This window comes from Rhodoblastus sp. (assembly GCF_019449565.1).
Lineage (GTDB): Bacteria > Pseudomonadota > Alphaproteobacteria > Rhizobiales > Beijerinckiaceae > Rhodoblastus.
In genome coordinates, this window is sequence record NZ_JAGRPM010000086.1 from 19405 (window position 1) to 40722 (window position 21318).

Here is a 21318-nt window from a genome sequence, read left to right on the forward strand (position 1 = left end):
CGCTAACCTCCAATCCCCTTGGCGCCTATCATTCGCCGTAAAATCCTTTGAGCGCCTGGTCGTAGCACGCCGGAGTATGACGGCTGCGAATCCTCGCTTGAAGCGCATGAACTTTGGCAATTCGGGCTCCGGCATCACTTAACATGTCGCGTAGCGCCGCGACATAGGCGCTCGGATCCTCCGGCTCCCGTACCGGCCAGCCGGTTTCCTCATCGATTAACTCGGGGACCCCGCCAACCGCGCTTGCCGTGATTGGAACGCCCAAGGCGGCACATTCGATCAAAATGGTCGGCAGCCCGTCCCAGGCGGATGTGTAGATCCAGCCATCCGAAGCGGCCAGCGGCAATTCGCCGAAGGACGCAAAAGAGCCATGCATCGTCACGTTCGGCGGCAGGCGGGTAAGATCCGGCGGCGCGTCAAGAACCGCCTTTCCCCAGCAGGCGAAATCGACATCTGGCATTGACTGGGCAATTGTCAGCAATAAATCAAAACGCTTTTGGCGGTCGAGCCGTCCAGCCCAAAGCAGCAGCGGCCTCGGCCGCGACGGGCGGCTTTGGACCTGCGGCCTCACTGCCGGCATTTCAGCCACAGGCGTCATGGCAGGCGAATAAATCGTGAATAGTTTTGCCTGCAACTCCGGCGGCAGTGCATACCTTGCTGTAAGGGACCTAGCCAAATCGGCGCTATCCAGAATAGCGGCGCTGAGATGCTGAATTATGCTAGCGAAATACATAACGGGGTATCCGACCTCAATCCCCTCAGGCGTGCGATCAGCACAGAAGTAATACGCATAGAGACGGAACTGGACAGCCAGCTGCGCTCCAAAATCGTCGAACATTTCGAAGCAAATGCGGCTATTTACATTGAAAATTCGCTTCGGCGCTATCTCCTGAATCAAGGTATAAAGCGCACGAGGCTTATTACTGAATGCCGCTAGAACACCAGAAATATCTATGCTTGCGACTGTCTCATGAAACCAGTCTGGACGCTCCCATTCAGACCCTTCCGTACGCAGGATCAACGTCCGCCCCAATTTCGATATCGCGTTGGCCAGCACGCCTGCCACAAAATCCGCTCCACCCAGCCTGCAGCAGGGCATCAGGACGACCGATACGAACGGACCCGGAGGCAGGATCCTGCGCATAGCCACAATCTGGTGATATTCAGCATCATGCCACTGAGGAAGAATCTGGGCTTCATTCCCCGAGGGAATGCCAATATTCGGCTCGAAGGCGGCGGCGCGCCGGCAAAGCTTGTGGATCTCGCCGGAGACATAAAACGTCGCCATTTCGTTAATAGTTACCCTAACCTGGGGGTCAGTCAGGTACAATTCTTGAAATTTCGCTGTCCAGGCGGGGCTGACCGGGGGAAAAAGCCTGGCGTCGTTCTGCGCCCCACCAACGCAATAGCCCGCCTCACCTACCTGCGCGGGTGAGCCCGGCAGCAATGCCGCCTTGGCCAATCGCTTCCGGAGCGACTTTCGAAGGCGCCGGGAAAAATCACGAGGAAAATGCCGAATTTTGCGGGCTAGCTGACCAATGAGCCAGCGCGAACTTTCGCTATTGCTTTCCCATTGCCGGACCCGCTCTCGCAAACTTTCCAAATCTCGCCCATCTTGCATTTGTTGGCCTTCTCAAGACTGCGATGTAGCGCCAGCAACCCACACCCCATGCGTACAAAAAAAGCTCTAATACTTACACTCATAACTCATGTACGCACGCGCTGAAGCAGCAAAAGAATACAGCATTGCCATTTAGCTTCAGAGTTTGTTCCTACGTCCAAGAACCTGTGAACAGCTCTCATTTGGCGGATGAATGAAGCCAGGCCCAACTCTGCCTTACTCCTTCGTCAAGCCCAATATTGCAACGCCAGCCAAAAGTTTTTCCAGCGCGAGAGACATCGAGAATCGAACGCGGAACGTCGACTTGGCGCCCGGGCTTGTAATTGGTGGCGATATTGGCTCCGGACACCGCTCGAATAATATCGATAATATCGTTCAACGACTGCCCTTGTCCGCTGCCTGCATTGAAGGGGCCGACGCTATCGCTGGCGGCCGCCATGACGCAGAGCCGTGCGAGATCGGCGACGTGGAAATAGTCACGCACGACGCTGCCATCGCCCCAAATCTCAATGGGCTGACCGTCGTGCACCCGCTTGAGGAACGTTGAAATGACGCCCTGCACCCCCGAATGCGCCTGACGCGGTCCATAGGGGTTGGAAGCACGGATAACCACCGACGAGACTCCCCGAAAATTCCGGTACATTTCGAGATAACTCTCAATCGCGACCTTCACAATTCCATACGAATTGATGGGACGAAGCGGGTGGTCCTCCGGAACCGGAACTATAGCGGGCGCGCCATAAACCGTCCCTCCCGATGACAGGTACAGAATGCGGCTCACCCCCAAGCTGACCATCGTGTCTAATAAACAAAGTGTATTAATAAGATTATCTTGCACATCTGCCTTTGGATCAAGATTAGCAGTCGATGGAAACGTTGTGCTGATAAGATGAAATACTGTATCGATGCCCGCAAGGGCTTCAATCAAAGTCATATGGTCGGAAAAATTGCCGAAGCGATACTCAACGCCATCGAGCGGCGAACGGAATCGCTCGGGCTGGCGATCCAGTATGCGCACCGAATGCCCCTGCGCAACAAGCGCATCAACCACATGCGAGCCGACAAAGCCGCAACCGCCGAGCACAAGCGCCTTCATCTTCCGCCATCAGCAAAGAAGCCCGCAACGATCGGTGAAAAGCGCTTAGAATGGTTCATCAAGGATATGAATTCCATACCATTTCAAAGCCCCCTGCTATCGGTATCCGCCAAGTTCGCGGAAGTACGAATTGATTGAATTTACCAAATCTATCCCGCGGCCTACAGCCGTTTGCGATTTTTATAACATGGACCCCGCCGCGCACCACGACCGGAACTTGCCACCAACTGTCTCGCAGGTTCTATCTCTTATTTGCAGGAAATCGAATTGTCCACCTGCAACCGGGCGTTTTTTCTGGTGACCTGCCACGGAACTTTCAACCAGCGGCGATTGCGGACGCGACTGGCTTTACGCATTCGGCCCCAGACTCAATTGGCCCACCATATGATGCTGGCGGCGATATAAACAGCGCTCGCGAAGACGTGGGCGAGTTTGTCGTATCGGGTGGCGATCCGCCTCCAATCCTTGAGGCGGCAGAACATCCGTTCGACCAGATTTCTTTGCCTGTAAGCTTCCTTGTCGAAAGCGTGAAAGCGCTTTCGTGTGGGATTGTTCGGGATAACCGGACAGGTTCCGCGCTCGTTAAGGAATGCACGCAGCCCGTTTGAATCATAAGCCGTATCCGCCATACAGAGCCGCGCCGATGGCAGCGGGCTCAACAAGGCCAAGGCGGCGCGAATGTCACCCAGCTGGCCCGGCGTTATCTCGAAGGCGATGGGTCGTCCGCCTCCATCAACAACGGCATGGATTTTCGTCGTGCGACCACCCCGCGAGCGCCCAATCGCCTGTTCAGACGCCCCCCTTTTCCGCCTGCGGCCGAACGATGGGCTTTCGCTGTGGTCGAGTCGATCATCTGGACGTCGTCGGGACTGAGTTCGACCAGGGCGGCGAACAGCCGTCGCCAATGCCCCTTGATGCTCCAACGCCGAAACCGATTGTAGATCGTGGTCGGCGGGCCATAAGCAGAGGGCGTGTCTTGCCAGCGGCAACCCGATTTCAACACGTGAATAATGCCGCTGATGATGCGACGATCATCGTCACGCCGCGCACCCGGTTGATTTTAAGCGGCTTGCTTCGCCGCCCACCGGCACCTTCCGGCAATACGGCGCGACCGATCCCGCAAACCGGCTGGCGGCGAGCTGGAAGCACTGGAATCCGACTCACGCCCCTTTCGATGAAGTCGAGGGCAAAGCCGGCAACTTTCATCCACACTGCCTTCAAACGATCAGGCCGCCATGGCGGCCTGATTTTATCCAAAATACCCCCCCCCCCCCCCGGAAACCCCGAGCGGTTCGGGGCAACATCCGGCGAATCAGTCACAATGCGTTTTGACGACCGGTTTTTTGGGGGCTTCCGACTGTAAAAAATCTTGCTATGACACATCGTCGCTGTTAACATTTAGATGGCAGATAGACTCCGGATATACGTAAAAAATGCACCCCCGGATGCGGTGATAGGCTCAACTGGAATTTCAACTATTTATGGGGCGATATTTTGCGGGTATATGAATTTGATGTTTCAATTGTGCTCAATGTTCATAACGAGGCTATTTTTCTTCGGCGAACATTACTGTCAATTGAGGACGCGGCGCGGTTTGCGCGGCTATCTGGAATAACAATTGAGCTTATTGTTGTGCTCGACAGCGCAACGCCGGAGACTGCGGCGTGGCTGAAAAAAGTTGTTTCTGATGCCTTTAACGATATTATGAAAATAAATGTATCAAACGGCTCGCTTGGCCCCTCGCGCAACGCCGGAATTCGAGCCGCGAGAGGTGAATTTATACTAACAGCAGATGGCGATGATCTGATTTCTTATAATACGATATCAGCCTTTGTGGCGCTTGCGCGCAATACAAAAGAAAAGGCGCTTTTGTTCCCTCAGTTTTACATTGGATTCGGCGACAACGATCACATTTATAAAATGTTTGGAACTGATATTTTATCATCTCTTGCATTTATTGAGTATCATCCTTTCGTTTCTCGTATATTTTGTAGGACTGATGACCTGTTATCATTGCCGTATTCGGATGCGCGACTTTCGTCTGGCGTGGCGTTTGAAGATTGGCACCATAATATGGAGGCCGTTGCCCGAGATTTCCAATTGATTGTGGCCAAGGATATTATCGTCTATTATCGTGGGCGCCCAAAAAGCCTACTACGTAATGCGCTAGCTGTTTCGGCGTGCGTGACGGCAGCTACGGATTTGTTCAAACCCGAAGTATACCTCAGCAAATGCGCAAGAGATTATGAAAACTATTGTCTGCGTTTGCCATCATTCCCGAACGCCGCGAGTATACGTAAGGAATTCATGGATAATGCCGTCTGCCGGGAAGTAACGCTAGTGGCTTCTCGTATAGACCCAGGCATCTCGCTCGCGACAGCGTCCGTTTCGCATGCTTTCAGTTCAATGGAAGGTGATTTGCGTCCGGGGCTGTGCTATTATCGAATGTGTCAGGCCGTGGGCCAAAGCCAATTTGATGATATTCTTTTAGTTCCCGGCCCCGTCCAAAGTTACAATCTCCAGATATTAAGCGCGTTGAAAGCGCTCGATCCGCAGCGGAGGCTCTTAGTGATTGCCGGGCAATCAGGGGGGTGCGCTCCGAGTGCAGACCAGTTGCCTCCAAATGCGGTTTTTATTGATCTTTTTGCAGAGGGTCACGACCTTTCGGAGCGGCAGCGGCAAATTTTGACGCTGCGTCTTATTCAATCCGTTGCCCCCTCCGCAGTGGTCCATATCCTAAACTGTCCCTTTGCAAACAACTTTATCATGCGATTCGCTGATCTTCTGTCTGGTACGACACTTGTTTACTATCGCACTGGTGATGCGCACTACCAGCTGGAGGAAGGTTGGTTTGTCCAAGGGGATGCAGCCAATTTTCTGTCCGAAATCGGTTGGCGTCTTGATATGATCGTTTGCGATAACTCGAAAGTTGCGCGATCGGATATCTTCATATTCGATACCCTCGGGTCGAAATACAAGACGCTGTCTCCAATGGTCACTGGGTCCGTGGACGCAGCCCCGTGCGACCGACCTTTGAAGCATCAGCTTCTATGGGCATCTTCGCTAGAACCGCAAAAACGTCCCGAGTTACTAACCCTGATCGCGCGCCTGCTCGCAGAGCAGATGCCGAATCTTCGCATAAATCTCTACGGTTCATCTCCAGACGGCGAATTCGACCCGAACAAATTCGCTGACCTTAGCAACCTGCACTATTTTGGCGCCTTCGATGGGTTTGACTCTCTACCTTACGCGGAGAATGACGCATTTTTATATACATCGGCTTATGACGGAATACCGTCAATTATTCTTGAGGCAATGCGTGCCGGCCTCACAGCATTCGCACCCGACGTCGGTGGGCTGTCCGAAATAATTTCGCCGAATTCGGGCTATATCATCCCAAATAACTGTGACAACTTGCTGCTTGCTCAGGCCTATGTCGATGCGATAAAGGAGTTTTACGGAAATAAGACGGATCGAATTGCCCTGCGCCGCGAAGCCAAGCGGTTGGTCGAACATCGGAATGGTGCCGAAGCCTTTCAAAACGGCGTGGCGCGCCTGTTCGGGCTGAATGCCGGTTTCTCCGCGATACAACAGTGATGGGGCGCTCCTTTGGAAAACGATGGCGAGAACGAAACGTTAAGGAATCCGACGCAAAATGGGGATACCGTCGAGCGTCTGCATTTTGATGCTCCGGGCGCTGTCTTTCACGCTTATACTGCCGCCCAGCATGCGGTCCGTTACGCCAGCGTTCGTGAAATCGTCGCCGGTTGCCGCGTGCTCGATATAGCTTGCGGCGAAGGTTACGGTGCCGAACTGATGAGTCGCTGGGGTGCCCGGCACGTCATTGGCCTCGATTGTTCTGCTGAAGCTATTGCCGCCGCGCGAAAGCGCTTCGGCGGAGAGGGGCGAGAGTTTCGTGTCGGGAATGCAGAGCTCGCGGACGAGCTTTTAAAAGACGAGCTCCCTTTCGACGTGATCGTATCGTTTGAGACTATTGAACATTTGCGCGACCCTGAACGGTTTCTGACGTCGATTGCGCATTTGCGCGGTCAGAATACGGTTATCGCAATTTCCTGTCCGAACGACGAAACGATCATTGGCGATTCGGCTCCTAACTTGCACCATCTGCATCGCTACACCTTTGAAGAGTTCCGCCGTCTGTGCGAGGATCGACTGGGACAGGCCGCGCGCTGGTTCGTCGGCGCGCCGGTTGCGGGCGAAATGAACGTCGTGCTTAATGATCCGAGGGTGTTTAGCGGGGCCACTGATGCTGGCGCTTTGCTTGATTTGCAACCTATGGATAATGTCTTCGTTATGCCGTCCCAAGCTAACGCCGCAGTGTCACGGGAAAACTGTTCGCATTATCTCGGCCTATGGGAGTGCGATGCTGTAGTCAACGCCGTGTTGGCGGCGCAGTCGCTGCCGAGCTTTCTCGAGCCCTGGCGCGCGGTCGAGTGGTTAAAGTCTGAACTTGCGGGGGCGCAGCGACAAATACAGGCGCTCCAGGATGAACAGCGGACGTCGCAAGTCCGATTTGACACGCAGTTCGCAGACCAGAGCGCGCAGCTTCAGGATTTGCTAAAACTCAAGAACGAATGGTACGAACCGGAATTACTCCGCCGGTCAGCCGAACTCGAGGCCGCGCGGGCACGGGCGCTTCATTACGCCGAGAAACTAAATCAGGCAAATGCCGAGTTCGCAACAGCGAAAGACTTTCTTGAATCACGATTTGCAAAAATCTGGCGTGCCAATCCGCCGATGTTTGAACGCCGGACGTTTCGACGCTTCACCAAAATTCTCAGCTGGTTTTATCGGCCTTAATGCAAGCTCACACTATTGCGTTTGAAAATCACGCTGAAAGCACGCAACTCGAAGGAAAATACTCCTTGTCTATTAACTCGCGCGTCGTTGGGCTTGATATAATCAGAACTTGCGCGATTTTATTCGTCATATTTGGTCATTTTTCACAACATTCATTGCCGCCGCAATGGTTCGGAACTTTTTTTGGACCGATGGGCATATTCGGCGTGGAACTATTTTTCGCATTGAGTGGCTATTTGATTGGCGGCATCATTATTCGTCAGTTTGATGCCGGCAAATTCTACAGTTTCATGAATTTGAGCAATTTTTGGTTTCGACGCTGGATGCGAACATTGCCATTATATTACTTTTTTTTGCTTGTATATTTCCAGATGGATTGGCGTGGACCATTTGCATACAGCAAATATTGGCAATATTTTTTGTTCGGTCAAAATTTGAGTTCCGTCACTCCTCCATTTTTTGAGCTCTCCTGGAGCTTGGCGATCGAGGAATGGTTCTATCTCATATTTCCATTCACGCTCATTATCGCAGCCAAGTTTATCGCGGGCAGGCGCGCGGTTGCCGCTGCAATGATCGTTCTTGTCATGACGCCGCTCGCCCTGCGTCTTACGACGCCATTGTTCAACCAGACGAACGATATGCTCGGCTTTATCCGGGTCCCGGTAATGTTTCGGCTCGACGCGATTACCTATGGCGTGCTGATGGCGAGTGTGCGGGCGTGGCGGCCAGAGATTTGGAAATTACTGCAGCGTCACGCTTGGGCTTTTTTTGTGGCCTACGCGCTGTTGCTGGTGTATTTTTGGATTAAAACGCCTGGACTTGAGCAGCACGTCACGCGGATATCCGCGCTGTTCGCTGCTATCCCCTTTATCAGCGCACTACTTATTCCATATATGTCAACTATCTCGCTTAATAAACAACCGACAGCTCAAACGTTTTTTGTATATACTAGCATCGTGTCGTACTCAATTTACTTGGGACACATACTTGTGATTATATTGATTAATAAATATATATTTTCTTTCCGTGATGGAAAGGTGGCGATTTATGATAATTGGTATTATTTATATCCGCTGTATATCACAGGAACATATGCGATGGCTTTCATGACATATATTTTGGTAGAGCGGCCATTTTTGAAACTTCGCGACATGTGGTCTACGAGAAAAATCGTTACTCTCGACGCGGTGTAATTGAACCTACTTGGCTATCACGATCATCAACGAGGCCGGATCGATCACGCAGGCATCGACGTCGTCTCCTACAAGGATCGCAGGAACGTGGCGGCAGAGCTCATGGGTATTTTCGCGCCAACGATGCGGCGGGCGGCGAAGCCGCCCCGGCGGCCTTCGGGGCCGGCATCTAGGGAAAAAGTGTCCGGCCATCGGCCAGAGCTGGCGAAGGGCCTGGACGGAGGTCGTTCCCTTCTATGCGTTTCATCCGAAAGTGCGCCGGGCGGTCCGAGCCAAGGCACATTTTCCGACCGATGACGCGGCGATGAAATGTAAGTGTCCGGTCAGGCGGTTGCTGGCGTCAATGGTCAGTTGTGCTAGAGCGTTTTCTGAACATTCTGAATCGTAGGGGATTCCCAAAGAGGCGCGAGTCAGATTCAAACTGCATGCTGGCGAAGGAGGCCGGCATGCATGAGCAAACCGCTTTCGCTTGATCTCAGAGAACGTGTCGTGGCGGCAGTAACTGACGGCCTTTCGCGCCGGCAGTCGGCGGAACGCTTCGGTGTCAGCGCTGCCAGCGCGGTGCGGTGGTGCGCGCTGGAGCGCGACCAGGGCGATCCCAAGCCCAAGGCGATGGGCGGCGATCAACGCTCTCACCGCATCGAGGCGCATGGGGATTTCATCATGGCCGCCGTCGCCGAAAAGTCCGATATCACGCTCGAAGAACTTCGCGAGCGCCTAGCCGGCGTAGGCGTCCATGTCGCGGTTTCGACGCTATGGCGGTTTTTCGCGCGTCGCGGATATACGTGGAAAAAAAGACGGCTCATGCGAGCGAGCAAGACCGTCCCGACGTAAAACGGCGACGTGAAGACTGGTTCGACGACCAACTCGACCTTGACCCGGACCGGTTGGTCTTTATCGACGAAACATGGACCTCAACCAATATGGCGCGAACGCGCGGCCGCGCTCCCAAAGGCGAGCGATTGCGCGCCTCGATCCCACACGGCCACTGGAAAACAATGACCTTCATCGCGGGCTTGCGTCGCTCCGGCATGGTCGCGCCGATGGTTCTCGACGGCCCGATCAACGGCGTCTGGTTCCAGGCCTATGTCGATCAGGTTCTCGTTCCGACGCTCTCGTCCAGCGACATCGTCATCATGGACAATCTGGGCAGCCACAAGCGCCCCGCTATTCGCGCCGCAATCGAAGCCGCGGGCGCGAAACTGCTCTATCTTCCGCCCTACAGCCCCGAATTCAACCCGATCGAGAAGGCCTTCTCGAAGCTGAAAGCGCTGCTCCGCAAGGCGTCGGAGCGCACTGTTGAGGGCTTGTGGACCGCGATCGGCGCGCTCATACCGGCTTTCAAACCAAACGAATGCGCCAATTTCTTCGCCGTAGCAGGTTATGACGCAATCTGATCAGAAAATGCTCTAGATTTTCAGCTGATCGAGGCCGAACATGCATCTAATGAATTCGGAAAAACGCGACCAACTCGTCGCCGCCTGTCTGCGGTTCGATGTCGCGCGTCTCGATGTTTTCGGATCAGCGGCGCGCGGCAATGATTTCGACCCGGCTCGTAGCGACCTCGACTTCCTGGTCGTTTTTCGCCCCGACGCCAAAGCCGACTTCTATCTCGACCTCGAAGAGGCATTCGAACGCATTCTCGGCCGCAAAGTCGACCTCATGGATCGCTGCGCCATCGAAGCCAGCGGCAATTATATCCGTCGGCGCAGCATCCTCGAACAGGCAGATCCAATCTATGTCGCGTGACGACGGCCTCGTTCGAGGGTGCGCATCCGATCACGCAGCTGATGGGGTGATGGCGAGGTTGCACGTCAGGAGATCGCCGATCCTGTTGATTGGGTGATCGGCGATATGCGTCAGCACCGTTCTCAAATAAGCTTCTGGATCGAGGCCATTGAGCTTGGCGGTCTCAATGAGCGACAGGACGCCGGCGACGCGTTCGCCACCCCTGTCTGAGCCTGCGAACAGCAAGTTCTTACGACCGAGAGCGATCGGCCGAATGGCGCGCTCGGCGTAACCGTCCGGTCAAGCGGCCTTTGCCTTGAACGCGTCGCCCCATGGCAGGAGATCGGCGACCTTTTTGGCGGGATAATCGGCGATTTGGACGAATACGCTTCGCAGGTAGGCCTCAGGGTCGAGGCCATTGTGCTTGGCGGTTCCGATCAGCGACAATATGCCTGCGGCTCGTTCCCCGCCACGGTCTGATCCAGCGAACAGCCAATTTTTCCTGCCGAGAGTTATCGGTCGGATCGAGCGCTCCGCGGCGTTGTTGTCGATTTCGATCGTGCCGTCGTCGATGAACCGGCCAAGCGCGGTCCAACGCGCCAGCGCGTAGCGGATCGCTTCCGCCGTTCCCGATTTTCGCGGCAGCTGAGCAAGCATGGTTTCAAGCCAGCGGCGAAAGGCGGCAATGCGCGGCGCGGTTTGTTCCTGCCGGACCTGTCGTCGTCGTTCGGGCGGCGCGCCGCGGATCGTGGCCTCAATGTCGTAGAACTCGCCAATCCGCTTGATCGCCTCATCCGCGATCGGCGCGGGGCCGGCGACCGTCAGGTCGAAAAACTGGCGGCGAGCATGCGCCATGCAGGCCGCTTCGAGGATTGCCGGCGCGTCGCCAGGCTTTTTGGGTTCATAGAGATGGCGGAATCCGGCGTAGCCGTCGGCGTGAAGCACGCCGCGGAAGCTTTCGAGATGTTTTCGCGGACGTTCGCCCTTGCGGTCGGGGCTATAAAAATAGGCGACCGCCGGCGCTGTCTCATCAGCCCACGGACGACCATCGCGAACATAGGTCCAAAGCCGGCCCTCCTTTGTCTTTCCCTTGCCGGGATCCAACACGGGAACCGGCGTGTCGTCGCCATGCAGACGATTTCCGGCGAACACATGCGCGCGCAGGGTCTCGACCAGCGGCGCCAGCAGCGCATTGGCCTGACCAACCCAATCCGCCATGGTGGAGCGGGAAAGCTCGACGCCTTCGCGGGCATAGATTTCGGATTGGCGATAAAGCGGCAGGTGGTCGCAGTATTTCGACACCAGCACATGGGCGAGGAGGCCTGGACCCGGCTTGCCGCGCTCGATCGGTGGCGACGGCATGGCGGCTTTGATCTCGGTGTCGCAGCCTTTGCACACCATCTTGCGCCGCACATGCCGCACGACGCGGAAGGAGGCCGGGACATAATCGAGCACTTCGCTGACCACGGAGCCGGCCTTTAGGAAGTCGCGACCGCCGCAGGTCGGACAGGCGCAATCTCCAATCTCGTGGACTTCGTCGATACGTGGCAGATGCTCCGGCAAAGGCTGGCGCGCCGGCTTGTTCTTCTCGGCCTCCGCCTTGCGAACCGGCGGCGGCGCGGTCTCGCCCGCCGAGGCTTCGATGTCCTCCAGCGCCAGTTCAAGCTGCTCGATTTCGCGTGCGACTTTTTCAGAGGAGGCGCCGAAGCGCGCCCGACGCAGCAGAGCCAGTTGCGCCTTCAGTTTTTCGATCAACGTGTCGCGCGTGTGAAGCCGGCGGTTCGCCTCGGCCAGTTCCGCCGCCTGCGCGGCGATGATCGCGCGCAGGGATTCGAGATTTTCCGGCAAATCGGCGACGGCTTGGCTCATGGCCGGATTTTAACTGATTTGCCGCTTTCCAAAAAGTAATTTTGCCATGAGTCGCCTTGTTTCTCAGGCCATTCGCGACGGCGGCGACGACCAGGAGGGACGACGCCAATCCATACCCTCCCACAGCATCGCCAGCTGCGCCGCCGTCAGGCGAGCGGTTCCATCGGCCGCCGATGGCCAGGGAAAACGACCGCGCTCCAGCACCTTGTAGAACAGGCAAAAGCCCTGGCCGTCCCAGTACAGCAGTTTGATCCGGTCGCCGCGCCGGCCGCGAAAGGCGAAGACCGCCCCTGAAGCCGGGTTCTGGCGCAAGCTCGCCTGAGCCAATGCAGCCAATCCGTCGATGCCCTTGCGCATGTCGACGGCGCCGCAAGCAAGATAAACGCGGACATTCGACCCAGGGCCGATCATGCGTCTTCCACCGAACGGATCAACGCCTTCAGCATCCCCGCGTCGAGCCCGGCTTCGACTTTGAGAACCCGACCATTGGTGCAGCGGATCTCGATACGACCGGGCCGGCTGCCACGTGTCGTCACTCTGGGCGCCGTGTCGCGTTCCCTGTACCTGGGTTCGGCATTCTCGCTGGCGGCGACGACCACAGGCAAGAAGGTTGGATCTGTCGCAACCGGCGCACTCAATCCCAGTTGCCGACGCCATGTATAAATCTGCTGGGGGACGATATCGTGGCGACGCGCCACGTCTGCCATCGTCAAACCGCTCGTCAAAGCCTCTTCCAGGATCGCCCGTTTTTGCTCTTCCGACCAAAATCGTCGCCGTTCGAGCCCCGCCAAAATCTCCACCCGAGCCATCGGTCCCCATCGCTCCGTCGCTAAATACGGAATTAGCGACGTAACCTCAGGCCAATGCCGGAAAACCAAAAGGCGCTTTCACCGGACGGTTACCGCTCGGCGGCATTGTTGTCAATCTCGATCGTGCCGTCGTCGATGAAGCGCGCAAGTGCCGTCCATCGCGTCAACGCGTAGCGGATCGCTTCGGCTGTCGTGGATTTCCGTGGCAGCTGCTTCAGCACGGATTCAAGCCATTCGCGCAGAGCGGCGAAGTGTGGCGCCGTTTGTTGCTGGCGTATTTCTCGTCGTCGATCGGGCGCCGCGCCGCGGATGGCGCCTTCGACGTCATAGAGTTCGCCAATGCGCCGGAGCTCCTCCTCAGCTATCGGCGCCAGGCCGGCAGCTGCGAGATCGAAGAACTTGCGCCGGACATGGGCGAGGCAGGCGGCTTCAACAATCGTCGCGAACTCGCCCGGCTTTTTCGGCTCGTAGAGATCGCGGAACCCGGCATAGCCGTCAGCGTGAAGAACGCCGCGAAAGCTTTTGAGATGAGCTTGCGGATGTTCGCCTTTGCAATCCGGGATCGTGTCCCAAATCGTGGTGTAGCTGACGGTGGGCGCCGTCGTTTTCCTGGCCGAGCCGGGATGTGTCAGGCGGCCGCGACGGGCAGGCTGACGAGGGGATCATCGCTCAACGGCGCCATGGTCTCAAGCGTCATATAGCGGCTTCGTTGCACGGCCCATTCATCGTTTTGCTCCAGCAGGATGGCGCCGATCAGACGGGTGATCGCCTCTTCGTTGGGAAAGATGCCGACGACCTCGGTGCGCCGCTTGATTTCGCCGTTGAGACGCTCGATCGGATTGGTTGAGTGCAACTTCGTTCCATGCGCCGCCGGAAACGCCATATAGGCGAGCACATCCGCTTCGGCTTCATCCATCAAGGCGGCGAGTTTGGGCGTCTTTGGCCGCAGCTGGTCGGCGACCTTGCGCCATTGGCCGCGGGCGGCCTCGGCGTCGTCCTGGACGAAAGCGGCGGCGATAAAAGCAGAGACGACGCGCCGTCCGCTCTTCGTGGCGTGGCCGAGAACATTGCGCATGCAGTGGACGCGGCAGCGCTGCCAGCTGGCGGTCAGCACTTTTGACACCGCCGCCTTGATGCCCTCGTGGGCGTCCGAGATGACCAGCTTGACGCCGCGCAGCCCTCGGCGGCGCAGCTTGCGCAGAAAATCCGTCCAGAAGGTCTCGGCTTCCGAGGGGCCGATGTCCATGCCCAGCACTTCACGGCGGCCATCGGCGTTGGCGCCGACCGCGATGATCACCGCCGCCGAGACGATGCGGCCATTGTTGCGGACTTTGACGTAGGTGGCGTCGATCCAGAGATAGGGCCAGTCCCCTTCGATCGGCCGGTTGAGGAAGGCTTTGACCTTGCCGTCGATCTCCTCGCACAGGCCGCTGACCTGGCTCTTGGAGACGCCGCTCATGCCCATCGCCTTGACCAGATCATCGACCGAGCGCGTCGAGACGCCTTGAATATAGGCTTCCTGGATCACGGCGGTCAGCGCCTTCTCGGCCATCCGGCGCGGCTCCAGAAAGCCCGGAAAATAGCTGCCCTTGCGCAATTTAGGGATGCGCAGCTCGACCGTGCTGCCCGCGTCTCCCAGTCGCGCCCGATAGCCATTGCGCTGGGCGAGGCGCTCGGGACTCTTCTCGCCATAGCCGGCGCCGGTCAGTCCAGCGACCTCCATCTCCATCAATCGCTCGGCGGCAAAGCCGATCATCTCACGCAAGATATCGGCGTCGGGGGCCTTTTCCACGAGCGCGCGAAGGTTCATCATCTCATCGGTCATCGGTGGTTTCCTTGGTCGCGTTGATGTTCGCAACCCAACTCTGACCACAGAAATCGTCGATGACCACCGCAAGCCGCTGGCTCGCTACGGCGCCTTTGGAAGGCGCGCTTCGCGAGCAGCTACGCTACCCTCCCAGCTACACCACGTCCCGGGACACGACCCCAATAGGCTCACATCGGTCATTCATAAAGGCCGTTGGTATAAAGCCTCGGCGGATTTTACTCTGATCGGATCGCCCGAAAGTAGATTTTCCGGCCTTTGTCACGGCGGCGAGCTGGACGATTCAATCACGGAAGGCTTCTGGAGCCTGTCGGAAACATCCCGCCAGCCGAGCCAGCGGCGCGTTATTGCACGTCAAACGATCAGGCAGCCATAGGCGCCTGATTTAAACAAAATGCCTCCAGCAAACCCAGCTCCGAACCGTTGGAACGGGCTCTCATATGAAGTCGATTTTCACGATCTCGTAGCTCTTGCCGCCGCCGGGCGCGTTCACTTCCACGGTGTCGCCGACCTGCTTGCCGATCAGGGCGCGGGAAATCGGCGAGGAAATGGAGATCTTGCCCGATTTCACGTCTGCCTCCATGTCGCCGACGATCTGGTAGCGCTTCTCGGTCTCCGTATCCTCGTCGATCAACGTGACGGTCGCGCCGAATTTCACGGTCTTGCCCGATAGCTTGGTGACGTCGATGATGTCCGCGCGGGAAAGCTTGTCCTCCAGTTCGGCGATCCGGCCTTCATTGAGCGACTGCGATTCCTTGGCGGCGTGATATTCCGCGTTCTCGGACAGGTCGCCATGCGAACGCGCTTCGGATATGGCCTGAATGATGCGCGGACGCTCCTCCTGCTGGCGGCGCTTCAGCTCCACCTCGAGAGCCGCGTATCCGGCGACGGTCATTGGCAGCTTTTCCATCTAACGGCTCTTTCAAATTCTCTCTTGGGCGCGCAATCGCTGCGCCGCAGGGGTATGAGGCGTGACGCGCCCCGTTGAACGCGAAGATTAGGGGCGCGATGGGGCCAAAAGCGTGACGCGCCCCATGGGGCGCGTCATCGGCTGTCAGCCAGAGCGGTAATGATGGTACAGGCTGACGCCAAGGTCAACGCCGGGATCAACGCCCGGGTCCGCCGCCGGCATTCGATCCTCAGTCGAAATAATCCTGCAGCGCCCGGACTTCCAGATCGCCGGCGCGGAAGGCTCGCACGCCCTCGGCCGCCGCCAGCGCGCCGGCCAGAGTGGTGTAATAGGGCGCCTTGTGCAGCAAGGCGGCGCGGCGCAGCGAGCGCGAATCGGCCAGCGCCTGCGCGCCCTCGGTGGTGTTGAACACGAGCTGGATCCCGCCATTCTTGATGGCGTCGACCACATGGGGCCGCCCCTCCGAGACTTTGTTGATCCGCTGGGCGGAGATGCCATGCTCGTTCAGGAAGCGGGCCGTCCCGCCGGTCGCAAGCACCTTGAAGCCAAAATCGGCCAGCATTTTCACCGCCTCCAGCACGCGCAGCTTGTCGTCCTCGCGGACCGAGACGAATAGCGCGCCCGAGGTCGGAACCTTGGTTCCGGCGCCGAGCTGGCTCTTGGCGAAAGCGACGTCGAAGCTGCGGTCGAGACCAATGACCTCGCCGGTCGATCGCATTTCCGGCCCCAGCACAGTGTCCACGCCAGGGAAACGCGCGAAGGGGAAGACCGCTTCCTTCACCGCGACATGGCCGCCCTTCCAGGGCTTCAGTTCGAAGCTCGCCAGTGTCTCGCCCGCCATGATGCGCGAGGCGATCTTGGCCAGCGGCACGCCGATGACCTTCGCGACGAAGGGCACCGTGCGCGAGGCGCGCGGATTGACTTCGAGCACATAGATCTCGCTGTCCTTCAGCGCGAATTGCACATTCATCAAGCCGCCGACATTCAGCGCCAGCGCCATTTTCCGGGTCTGCTCCTCCAGCCGGGCGATCATGTCGGGCGACAGCGAGCGTGGCGGCAGCGAACAGGCCGAATCGCCGGAATGAATGCCGGCTTCCTCGATATGCTCCATGATGCCCGCGACGAAAACGCCTTCGCCGTCGCACAGGCAGTCGACGTCAACCTCGATGGCGTCGACCAGATAGCGATCGAACAACAGCGGATTCTTGCCCAGCACCGTGTTGATCTGGCCGGTCTTGTCGTTGGGATAGCGCGCCTTGACGTCGGAGGGCACCAGGCTCGGCAGCGTGCCAAGCAAATAATCGTCCAGCTCGCTCGGGTCGCGGATGATCGCCATGGCGCGGCCGCCGAGGACGTAGGACGGGCGCACCACGAGAGGCAGGCCAAGATCCTGCGCCACGATACGCGCCTGCTCCACCGAATAGGCGATGCCGTTCTTGGGCTGCTTCAGGCCGAGCTTGTCGAGCAGGCGCTTGAACTGGTCGCGGTCCTCGGCGAGGTCGATCGAATCGACCGAGGTGCCAAGGATCGGAATCCCGGCGTCCTGCAGCGCCTTGGCGAGCTTGAGCGGGGTCTGGCCGCCGAATTGCACGATCACGCCCTTGAGCGTCCCCGCCTCCCGCTCCTTGGCGAGGATTTCCAGCACGTCCTCCCGGGTCAGCGGCTCGAAATAGAGCCGGTCCGAGGTGTCGTAATCCGTCGAGACCGTCTCCGGATTGCAATTGATCATGATGGTTTCATAGCCGGCGTCGCTCAAGGCGAAACAGGCGTGGCAGCAGCAATAGTCAAATTCGATGCCCTGCCCGATCCGGTTCGGGCCGCCGCCGAGAATCACGATCTTGTCGCGGCCAGTCGGCCGCGCCTCGCAGGCGGGGACGCCGGCAAAGGGCGTCTCATAGGCCGAGTACATATAGGCCGTGGGCGAGGCGAATTCCGCCGCGCAAGTGTCGATGCGCTTGTAGACCGGGCGCACGCCAAGATTTTTGCGCAGCGCCTCGACCTCATATTCGCTCTTGCCGGTGAGCGAGGCCAGCCGCATGTCCGAGAAGCCCGCCGCCTTGAGCGCCCGAAGGTTTTCGGCGTCCTCGGGCAAGCCATAGGTCTTGATCTTCTTTTCCAGCGCCACGATTTCGGCGATGCGGGCGATGAACCAGGGGTCGATCTTGCAGGCTTCGTGAATCGCCTCTTCGCTCAGGCCCATGCGCAAGGCCTGGCCCACGACAAGCAGGCGATCCGGCGTCGGCGTGCCGAGCGCGCCGCGCAACACATTCATGTCGTCGCCCTTGCCAAGTCCCTCGATCTCGATCTCGTCGAGGCCAGACAGGCCGGTTTCGAGCGAACGCAAGGCTTTTTGCAGCGATTCCGCAAAATTGCGGCCGATCGCCATGGCCTCGCCGACCGATTTCATCGCGGTGGTCAGAATCGGCTCGGCGCCGGGGAATTTCTCGAAGGCGAAGCGCGGGATCTTCGTGACCACATAATCAATGGTCGGCTCGAAAGAGGCGGGAGTCGCGCCGCCGGTGATGTCATTGGCGATTTCGTCCAGCGTATAGCCGACCGCCAGCTTGGCTGCGACCTTGGCGATCGGGAAGCCAGTCGCCTTGGAGGCGAGCGCCGAGGAGCGCGACACGCGCGGGTTCATCTCGATGACGATCATCCGACCATTGGCCGGGTTGATCGCGAATTGCACATTGGAGCCGCCGGTCTCCACCCCGATCTCGCGCAGCACCGCCAAAGAGGCGTCGCGCATGATCTGATATTCCTTGTCCGTCAGCGTCAAAGCCGGAGCGACGGTGATGGAATCGCCGGTATGCACGCCCATCGGATCGATGTTCTCGATCGAGCAGATGATAATGCAATTGTCCGCCTTGTCGCGGACGACCTCCATCTCATATTCCTTCCAACCGAGGACGCTTTCCTCGATCAGGACTTCGGAGGTCGGCGAGGCGTCGATGCCGCGCTCGACGATGTCGATGAATTCCGCCTTGTTATAGGCGATGCCGCCGCCGGTGCCGCCGAGCGTGAAGGACGGGCGGATGATGGCGGGAAGGCCGATGTCCTCCAGCGCCTCAAGCGCCTGGGTCAGGGTCTTGATGTGATGCGAGCGCGGCGTGTCGAGGCCGATCTTGGTCATGGCCTCGCGGAACAATTCGCGGTCCTCGGCCTTGTCGATGGCCTCGGCGGTCGCGCCGATCATTTCGATATCGAATTTTTCCAGCACGCCCATTTTCTTGAGCGACAACGCGCAGTTGAGCGCGGTCTGGCCGCCCATGGTCGGCAGCAGCGCGAAGCCGCCCGGAACGGCGTAGCGCTCCTTCTCGATGATCTTGGCGACGATTTCCGGGGTGATCGGCTCGACATAGGTGCGATGGGCGAGATCGGGATCGGTCATGATCGTCGCCGGATTGGAATTGACGAGAACGATCCGGTAGCCCTCGGCGCGCAGGGCCTTGCAGGCCTGGGCGCCGGAATAATCGAACTCGCAGGCCTGTCCGATGACGATGGGGCCGGCGCCGATGATCATGATCGTCTGGATGTCTGTCCGTTTCGGCATTGGAAAGCTCTTCTGTTTTTGCCTCGATCGCCTTGCGATCGAGGCGCCCCTCGCGTCAGCCAAAGGGCGTCAACTGACGCCCGTCTTTCGACGGGCTTTGGTCGCATTCGCTCCTGGCCAGCCCTGCCGGGCTGGCCGAGACTCCATCCCCCGGCCTCGGCACGATCAAGGCGCTCGCCGGGCAAACCCATCTCTCGGCCTTGAGCGCGAGCATTCGCCGCACACAAAAAAAGGCCGCACTTTCGGCTGAAAAGCCGGAGCGCGTCCTCCGCTGGTCATCCCGCGAGGGGTGAGGGTTTCGGTCTGGAGACGTCCGGCCCGAATATGACGCTCCTGTTAGCCGAGTTTTTCAGCTCTGTGAACCCCCAGAAGGAATGTCGCGGCGCGTTCGGGCTGCTATTTTAAGAAATCGTAACCGGCCCCGCCTATGGATGGATCAATGCCGAAAAGAAAATGGTCCAGGGACGTCGCGCGGCTCTTCGCTTTAACGGCGGGGTTCGCTTCCTGCATAGGCGCTCCGGCGCGCACGGAGCCCACCAATATGGTGGGGCGGCAGGAATCCTGCGTGCCCTGCCACGGCCCGGACGGGATCAGCCGCGACTCGGAAGTCCCCAATCTGGCCGGACAGAACGAGCTATACCTTTACAATCAGCTTAAAGCCTTCCATTCGGGCCGCCGCGGCCACAAGGAAATGCTCTATATCAGCCGGAAAATGACCGACGACGACATGCGCGAGCTCGCGGCCTATTATTCCAGCCTGCCCCCGCGCTGAAACGGACCCGCCTCTATGTCGCTGCGCCGGCAATTCTCCTCTTTCGTCCTCGTCGGCGTGATCGCCACGGCGGCGCATTACCTCGTCCTGATTGGCCTGAAGGAGCTGGCCCATTGGAGCGTCATTCCGGCGACCCTGTCCGGCTATTGCGTCGGCGGCGCGGTCTCCTATGTCCTCACCCGCCGCCATGTGTTCGACAGCGACCGTCCCCATACCGAGGCCGGCTGGCGTTTCGTGACGGTCGCGAGCGTCGGATTCTTCCTGACCTGGGGCCTGATGCGCCTGTTTGTTGTCGCCTGGGGCGCGCCTTATCTTCCCGCGCAGGTCGTCACCACGGGAGTGGTCATGTTCTGGAGCTTCGCCGCCAACCGCTACTGGACTTTTCGCGCCCATGCGGCAGGTTAGAGCATGAACGCATCAGCCCCCAACGCCATTCCCGCATCGCCCGCCCCCGGGCAGCCTGTTCCCGGCAGCCCTGTCCCCGGAATGCCCCCGCGCCGCGCCGCGCTCATCGCCGTTGCGCTGGTCTTCTTCGATTCGCTGCTCGGCCAGCTCGCGACCTTTCCCAATCTCGTTCCCTGGTATCAGGACCTGGCCAAGCCCTGGTTCACCCCGCCGAATTTCGTGTTCGGCCCGGCCTGGACCCTGCTCTATGCCCTGATGGCGCTGGCTTTCTGGCGAATCCTCATCCTGCCGCCGCAGCCGGGGCGCAGCCTCGCCATCGGGCTTTTCCTCGCCCAACTGGCGCTCAATGTCGTCTGGAGCTTCGCCTTTTTCGCCGCGCACAGCCCCCTGCTCGGCCTGATCGACATCATCCCGCAGGAGCTGCTGGTCATCGCCACGGCGCTCGCGTTCTGGCGGCTCGACCGGCTCGCAGGCCTGTGCCTGCTGCCGCTCGCGCTTTGGGTCGCCTATGCCACGGCGCTGAATTTCGAAGTCTGGCGCCTGAACGGCTGACGGGGCGCCCCGCCTCTGAGCGCCGCGAATGCCGCCCGCGCTTTTTTTTCGCGCGGTGCGGCCGGCTCCAGTTTACGCCGCGGCGACGTCTTCTTTCGACGTTTCCAGCGACGCTTCTTCGAGGATCGTTTCGGTGTCCGACTCGCCCGACAGGACCGCCTTCA

Annotated in this window: 18 protein-coding genes and 3 pseudogenes; 9 read left to right on the forward strand and 12 right to left on the reverse strand. The window is 58.6% G+C overall.

Annotated elements, in window-relative coordinates; translation table 11 throughout:
* Window positions 1-28 precede the first annotated feature (28 nt).
* The 4 genes from QZ409_RS20140 to QZ409_RS20155 form a co-directional block, all read right to left on the reverse strand.
* Window positions 29-1462, reverse strand: a complete 1434-nt coding sequence (locus tag QZ409_RS20140; protein ID WP_296714958.1) for a glycosyltransferase family 4 protein — start codon at window positions 1460-1462, stop codon at window positions 29-31.
* Window positions 1463-1799: 337 nt separating this feature from the next.
* Window positions 1800-2717 carry an NAD-dependent epimerase/dehydratase family protein gene (locus QZ409_RS20145; RefSeq protein ID WP_296714959.1) on the reverse strand — a complete coding sequence of 306 codons (918 nt, stop codon included), beginning with the start codon at window positions 2715-2717 and terminating at the stop codon, window positions 1800-1802.
* A 368-nt stretch (window positions 2718-3085) separates the two neighbouring features.
* Window positions 3086-3706 carry an IS5 family transposase gene (locus QZ409_RS20150; protein WP_342394860.1) on the reverse strand — a complete coding sequence of 207 codons (621 nt, stop codon included), beginning with the start codon at window positions 3704-3706 and terminating at the stop codon, window positions 3086-3088.
* A 7-nt stretch (window positions 3707-3713) separates the two neighbouring features.
* Window positions 3714-3923 (reverse strand): hypothetical protein, encoded by a 210-nt coding sequence (locus tag QZ409_RS20155; RefSeq protein ID WP_296714963.1) that lies wholly within the window; start codon window positions 3921-3923, stop codon window positions 3714-3716.
* Between the two features lie 288 nt (window positions 3924-4211).
* Here QZ409_RS20155 and QZ409_RS20160 point away from each other — a divergent pair, with 288 nt between their 5' ends.
* The 6 genes and pseudogenes from QZ409_RS20160 (at window position 4212) to QZ409_RS20185 (ending at window position 10480) form a co-directional block, all read left to right on the forward strand.
* A complete protein-coding gene (locus QZ409_RS20160) occupies window positions 4212-6314 on the forward strand; it encodes a glycosyltransferase (protein WP_296714965.1) in 2103 nt (700 codons plus the stop codon).
* A 12-nt stretch (window positions 6315-6326) separates the two neighbouring features.
* Window positions 6327-7538, forward strand: coding sequence for a class I SAM-dependent methyltransferase (locus QZ409_RS20165; RefSeq protein WP_296714966.1), 1212 nt, complete (start codon window positions 6327-6329; stop codon window positions 7536-7538).
* Window positions 7539-7603: 65 nt separating this feature from the next.
* Window positions 7604-8731: an acyltransferase gene (locus tag QZ409_RS20170; RefSeq protein ID WP_296714967.1), complete on the forward strand. Its 1128-nt coding sequence runs from the start codon at window positions 7604-7606 to the stop codon at window positions 8729-8731.
* Window positions 8732-8903: 172 nt separating this feature from the next.
* Window positions 8904-9041: pseudogene (locus QZ409_RS20175) on the forward strand (IS256 family transposase); the annotation flags it as partial.
* Between the two features lie 140 nt (window positions 9042-9181).
* A protein-coding gene (locus tag QZ409_RS20180; RefSeq protein ID WP_296714969.1) for an IS630 family transposase occupies window positions 9182-10128 on the forward strand; the annotation gives its coding sequence in 2 pieces (ribosomal slippage) (window positions 9182-9520 and window positions 9523-10128; 945 coding nt in all).
* Between the two features lie 40 nt (window positions 10129-10168).
* Entirely contained in the window at window positions 10169-10480 is a 312-nt protein-coding gene (locus tag QZ409_RS20185; RefSeq protein WP_296714971.1) for a nucleotidyltransferase domain-containing protein, read from the forward strand.
* A 30-nt stretch (window positions 10481-10510) separates the two neighbouring features.
* Here QZ409_RS20185 and QZ409_RS20190 read toward each other — a convergent pair.
* From QZ409_RS20190 to carB, 8 genes and pseudogenes are all read right to left on the reverse strand, one after another.
* Window positions 10511-10747: pseudogene (locus tag QZ409_RS20190) on the reverse strand (transposase domain-containing protein); the annotation flags it as partial.
* A gap of 12 nt (window positions 10748-10759) precedes the next feature.
* Window positions 10760-12328 carry an IS66 family transposase gene (locus QZ409_RS20195; RefSeq protein ID WP_296714972.1) on the reverse strand — a complete coding sequence of 523 codons (1569 nt, stop codon included), beginning with the start codon at window positions 12326-12328 and terminating at the stop codon, window positions 10760-10762.
* Between the two features lie 63 nt (window positions 12329-12391).
* Window positions 12392-12739, reverse strand: a complete 348-nt coding sequence (gene tnpB, locus QZ409_RS20200; protein WP_296714973.1) for an IS66 family insertion sequence element accessory protein TnpB — start codon at window positions 12737-12739, stop codon at window positions 12392-12394.
* Entirely contained in the window at window positions 12736-13137 is a 402-nt protein-coding gene (locus QZ409_RS20205) for a transposase (protein WP_296714975.1), read from the reverse strand. The genes tnpB and QZ409_RS20205 overlap by 4 nt, the downstream gene beginning before the upstream one ends.
* A 92-nt stretch (window positions 13138-13229) precedes the next feature.
* A pseudogene (locus tag QZ409_RS20210) lies at window positions 13230-13685 on the reverse strand (IS66 family transposase); the annotation flags it as partial.
* Between the two features lie 80 nt (window positions 13686-13765).
* Window positions 13766-14962 carry an IS256 family transposase gene (locus QZ409_RS20215; RefSeq protein ID WP_296714978.1) on the reverse strand — a complete coding sequence of 399 codons (1197 nt, stop codon included), beginning with the start codon at window positions 14960-14962 and terminating at the stop codon, window positions 13766-13768.
* Between the two features lie 436 nt (window positions 14963-15398).
* Window positions 15399-15872: a transcription elongation factor GreA gene (greA, locus tag QZ409_RS20220; RefSeq protein ID WP_296714980.1), complete on the reverse strand. Its 474-nt coding sequence runs from the start codon at window positions 15870-15872 to the stop codon at window positions 15399-15401.
* A gap of 229 nt (window positions 15873-16101) precedes the next feature.
* A complete protein-coding gene (gene carB, locus QZ409_RS20225; protein WP_296714982.1) occupies window positions 16102-19425 on the reverse strand; it encodes a carbamoyl-phosphate synthase large subunit in 3324 nt (1107 codons plus the stop codon).
* A gap of 439 nt (window positions 19426-19864) precedes the next feature.
* On the opposite strand from carB, the gene QZ409_RS20230 reads away from it, so the two are divergent.
* From QZ409_RS20230 to QZ409_RS20240, 3 genes are read left to right on the forward strand one after another with little or no spacing between them, the layout of a single operon-like run.
* The gene (locus QZ409_RS20230; protein ID WP_296714985.1) at window positions 19865-20197 is read left to right on the forward strand and encodes a cytochrome c; all 333 of its coding nucleotides are present in this window, start codon (window positions 19865-19867) and stop codon (window positions 20195-20197) included.
* A 15-nt stretch (window positions 20198-20212) separates the two neighbouring features.
* Window positions 20213-20602, forward strand: a complete 390-nt coding sequence (locus tag QZ409_RS20235) for a GtrA family protein (protein WP_296714987.1) — start codon at window positions 20213-20215, stop codon at window positions 20600-20602.
* 3 nt (window positions 20603-20605) lie between these two features.
* A complete protein-coding gene (locus tag QZ409_RS20240; RefSeq protein ID WP_296714989.1) occupies window positions 20606-21154 on the forward strand; it encodes a TspO/MBR family protein in 549 nt (182 codons plus the stop codon).
* Window positions 21155-21318 lie beyond the last annotated feature (164 nt).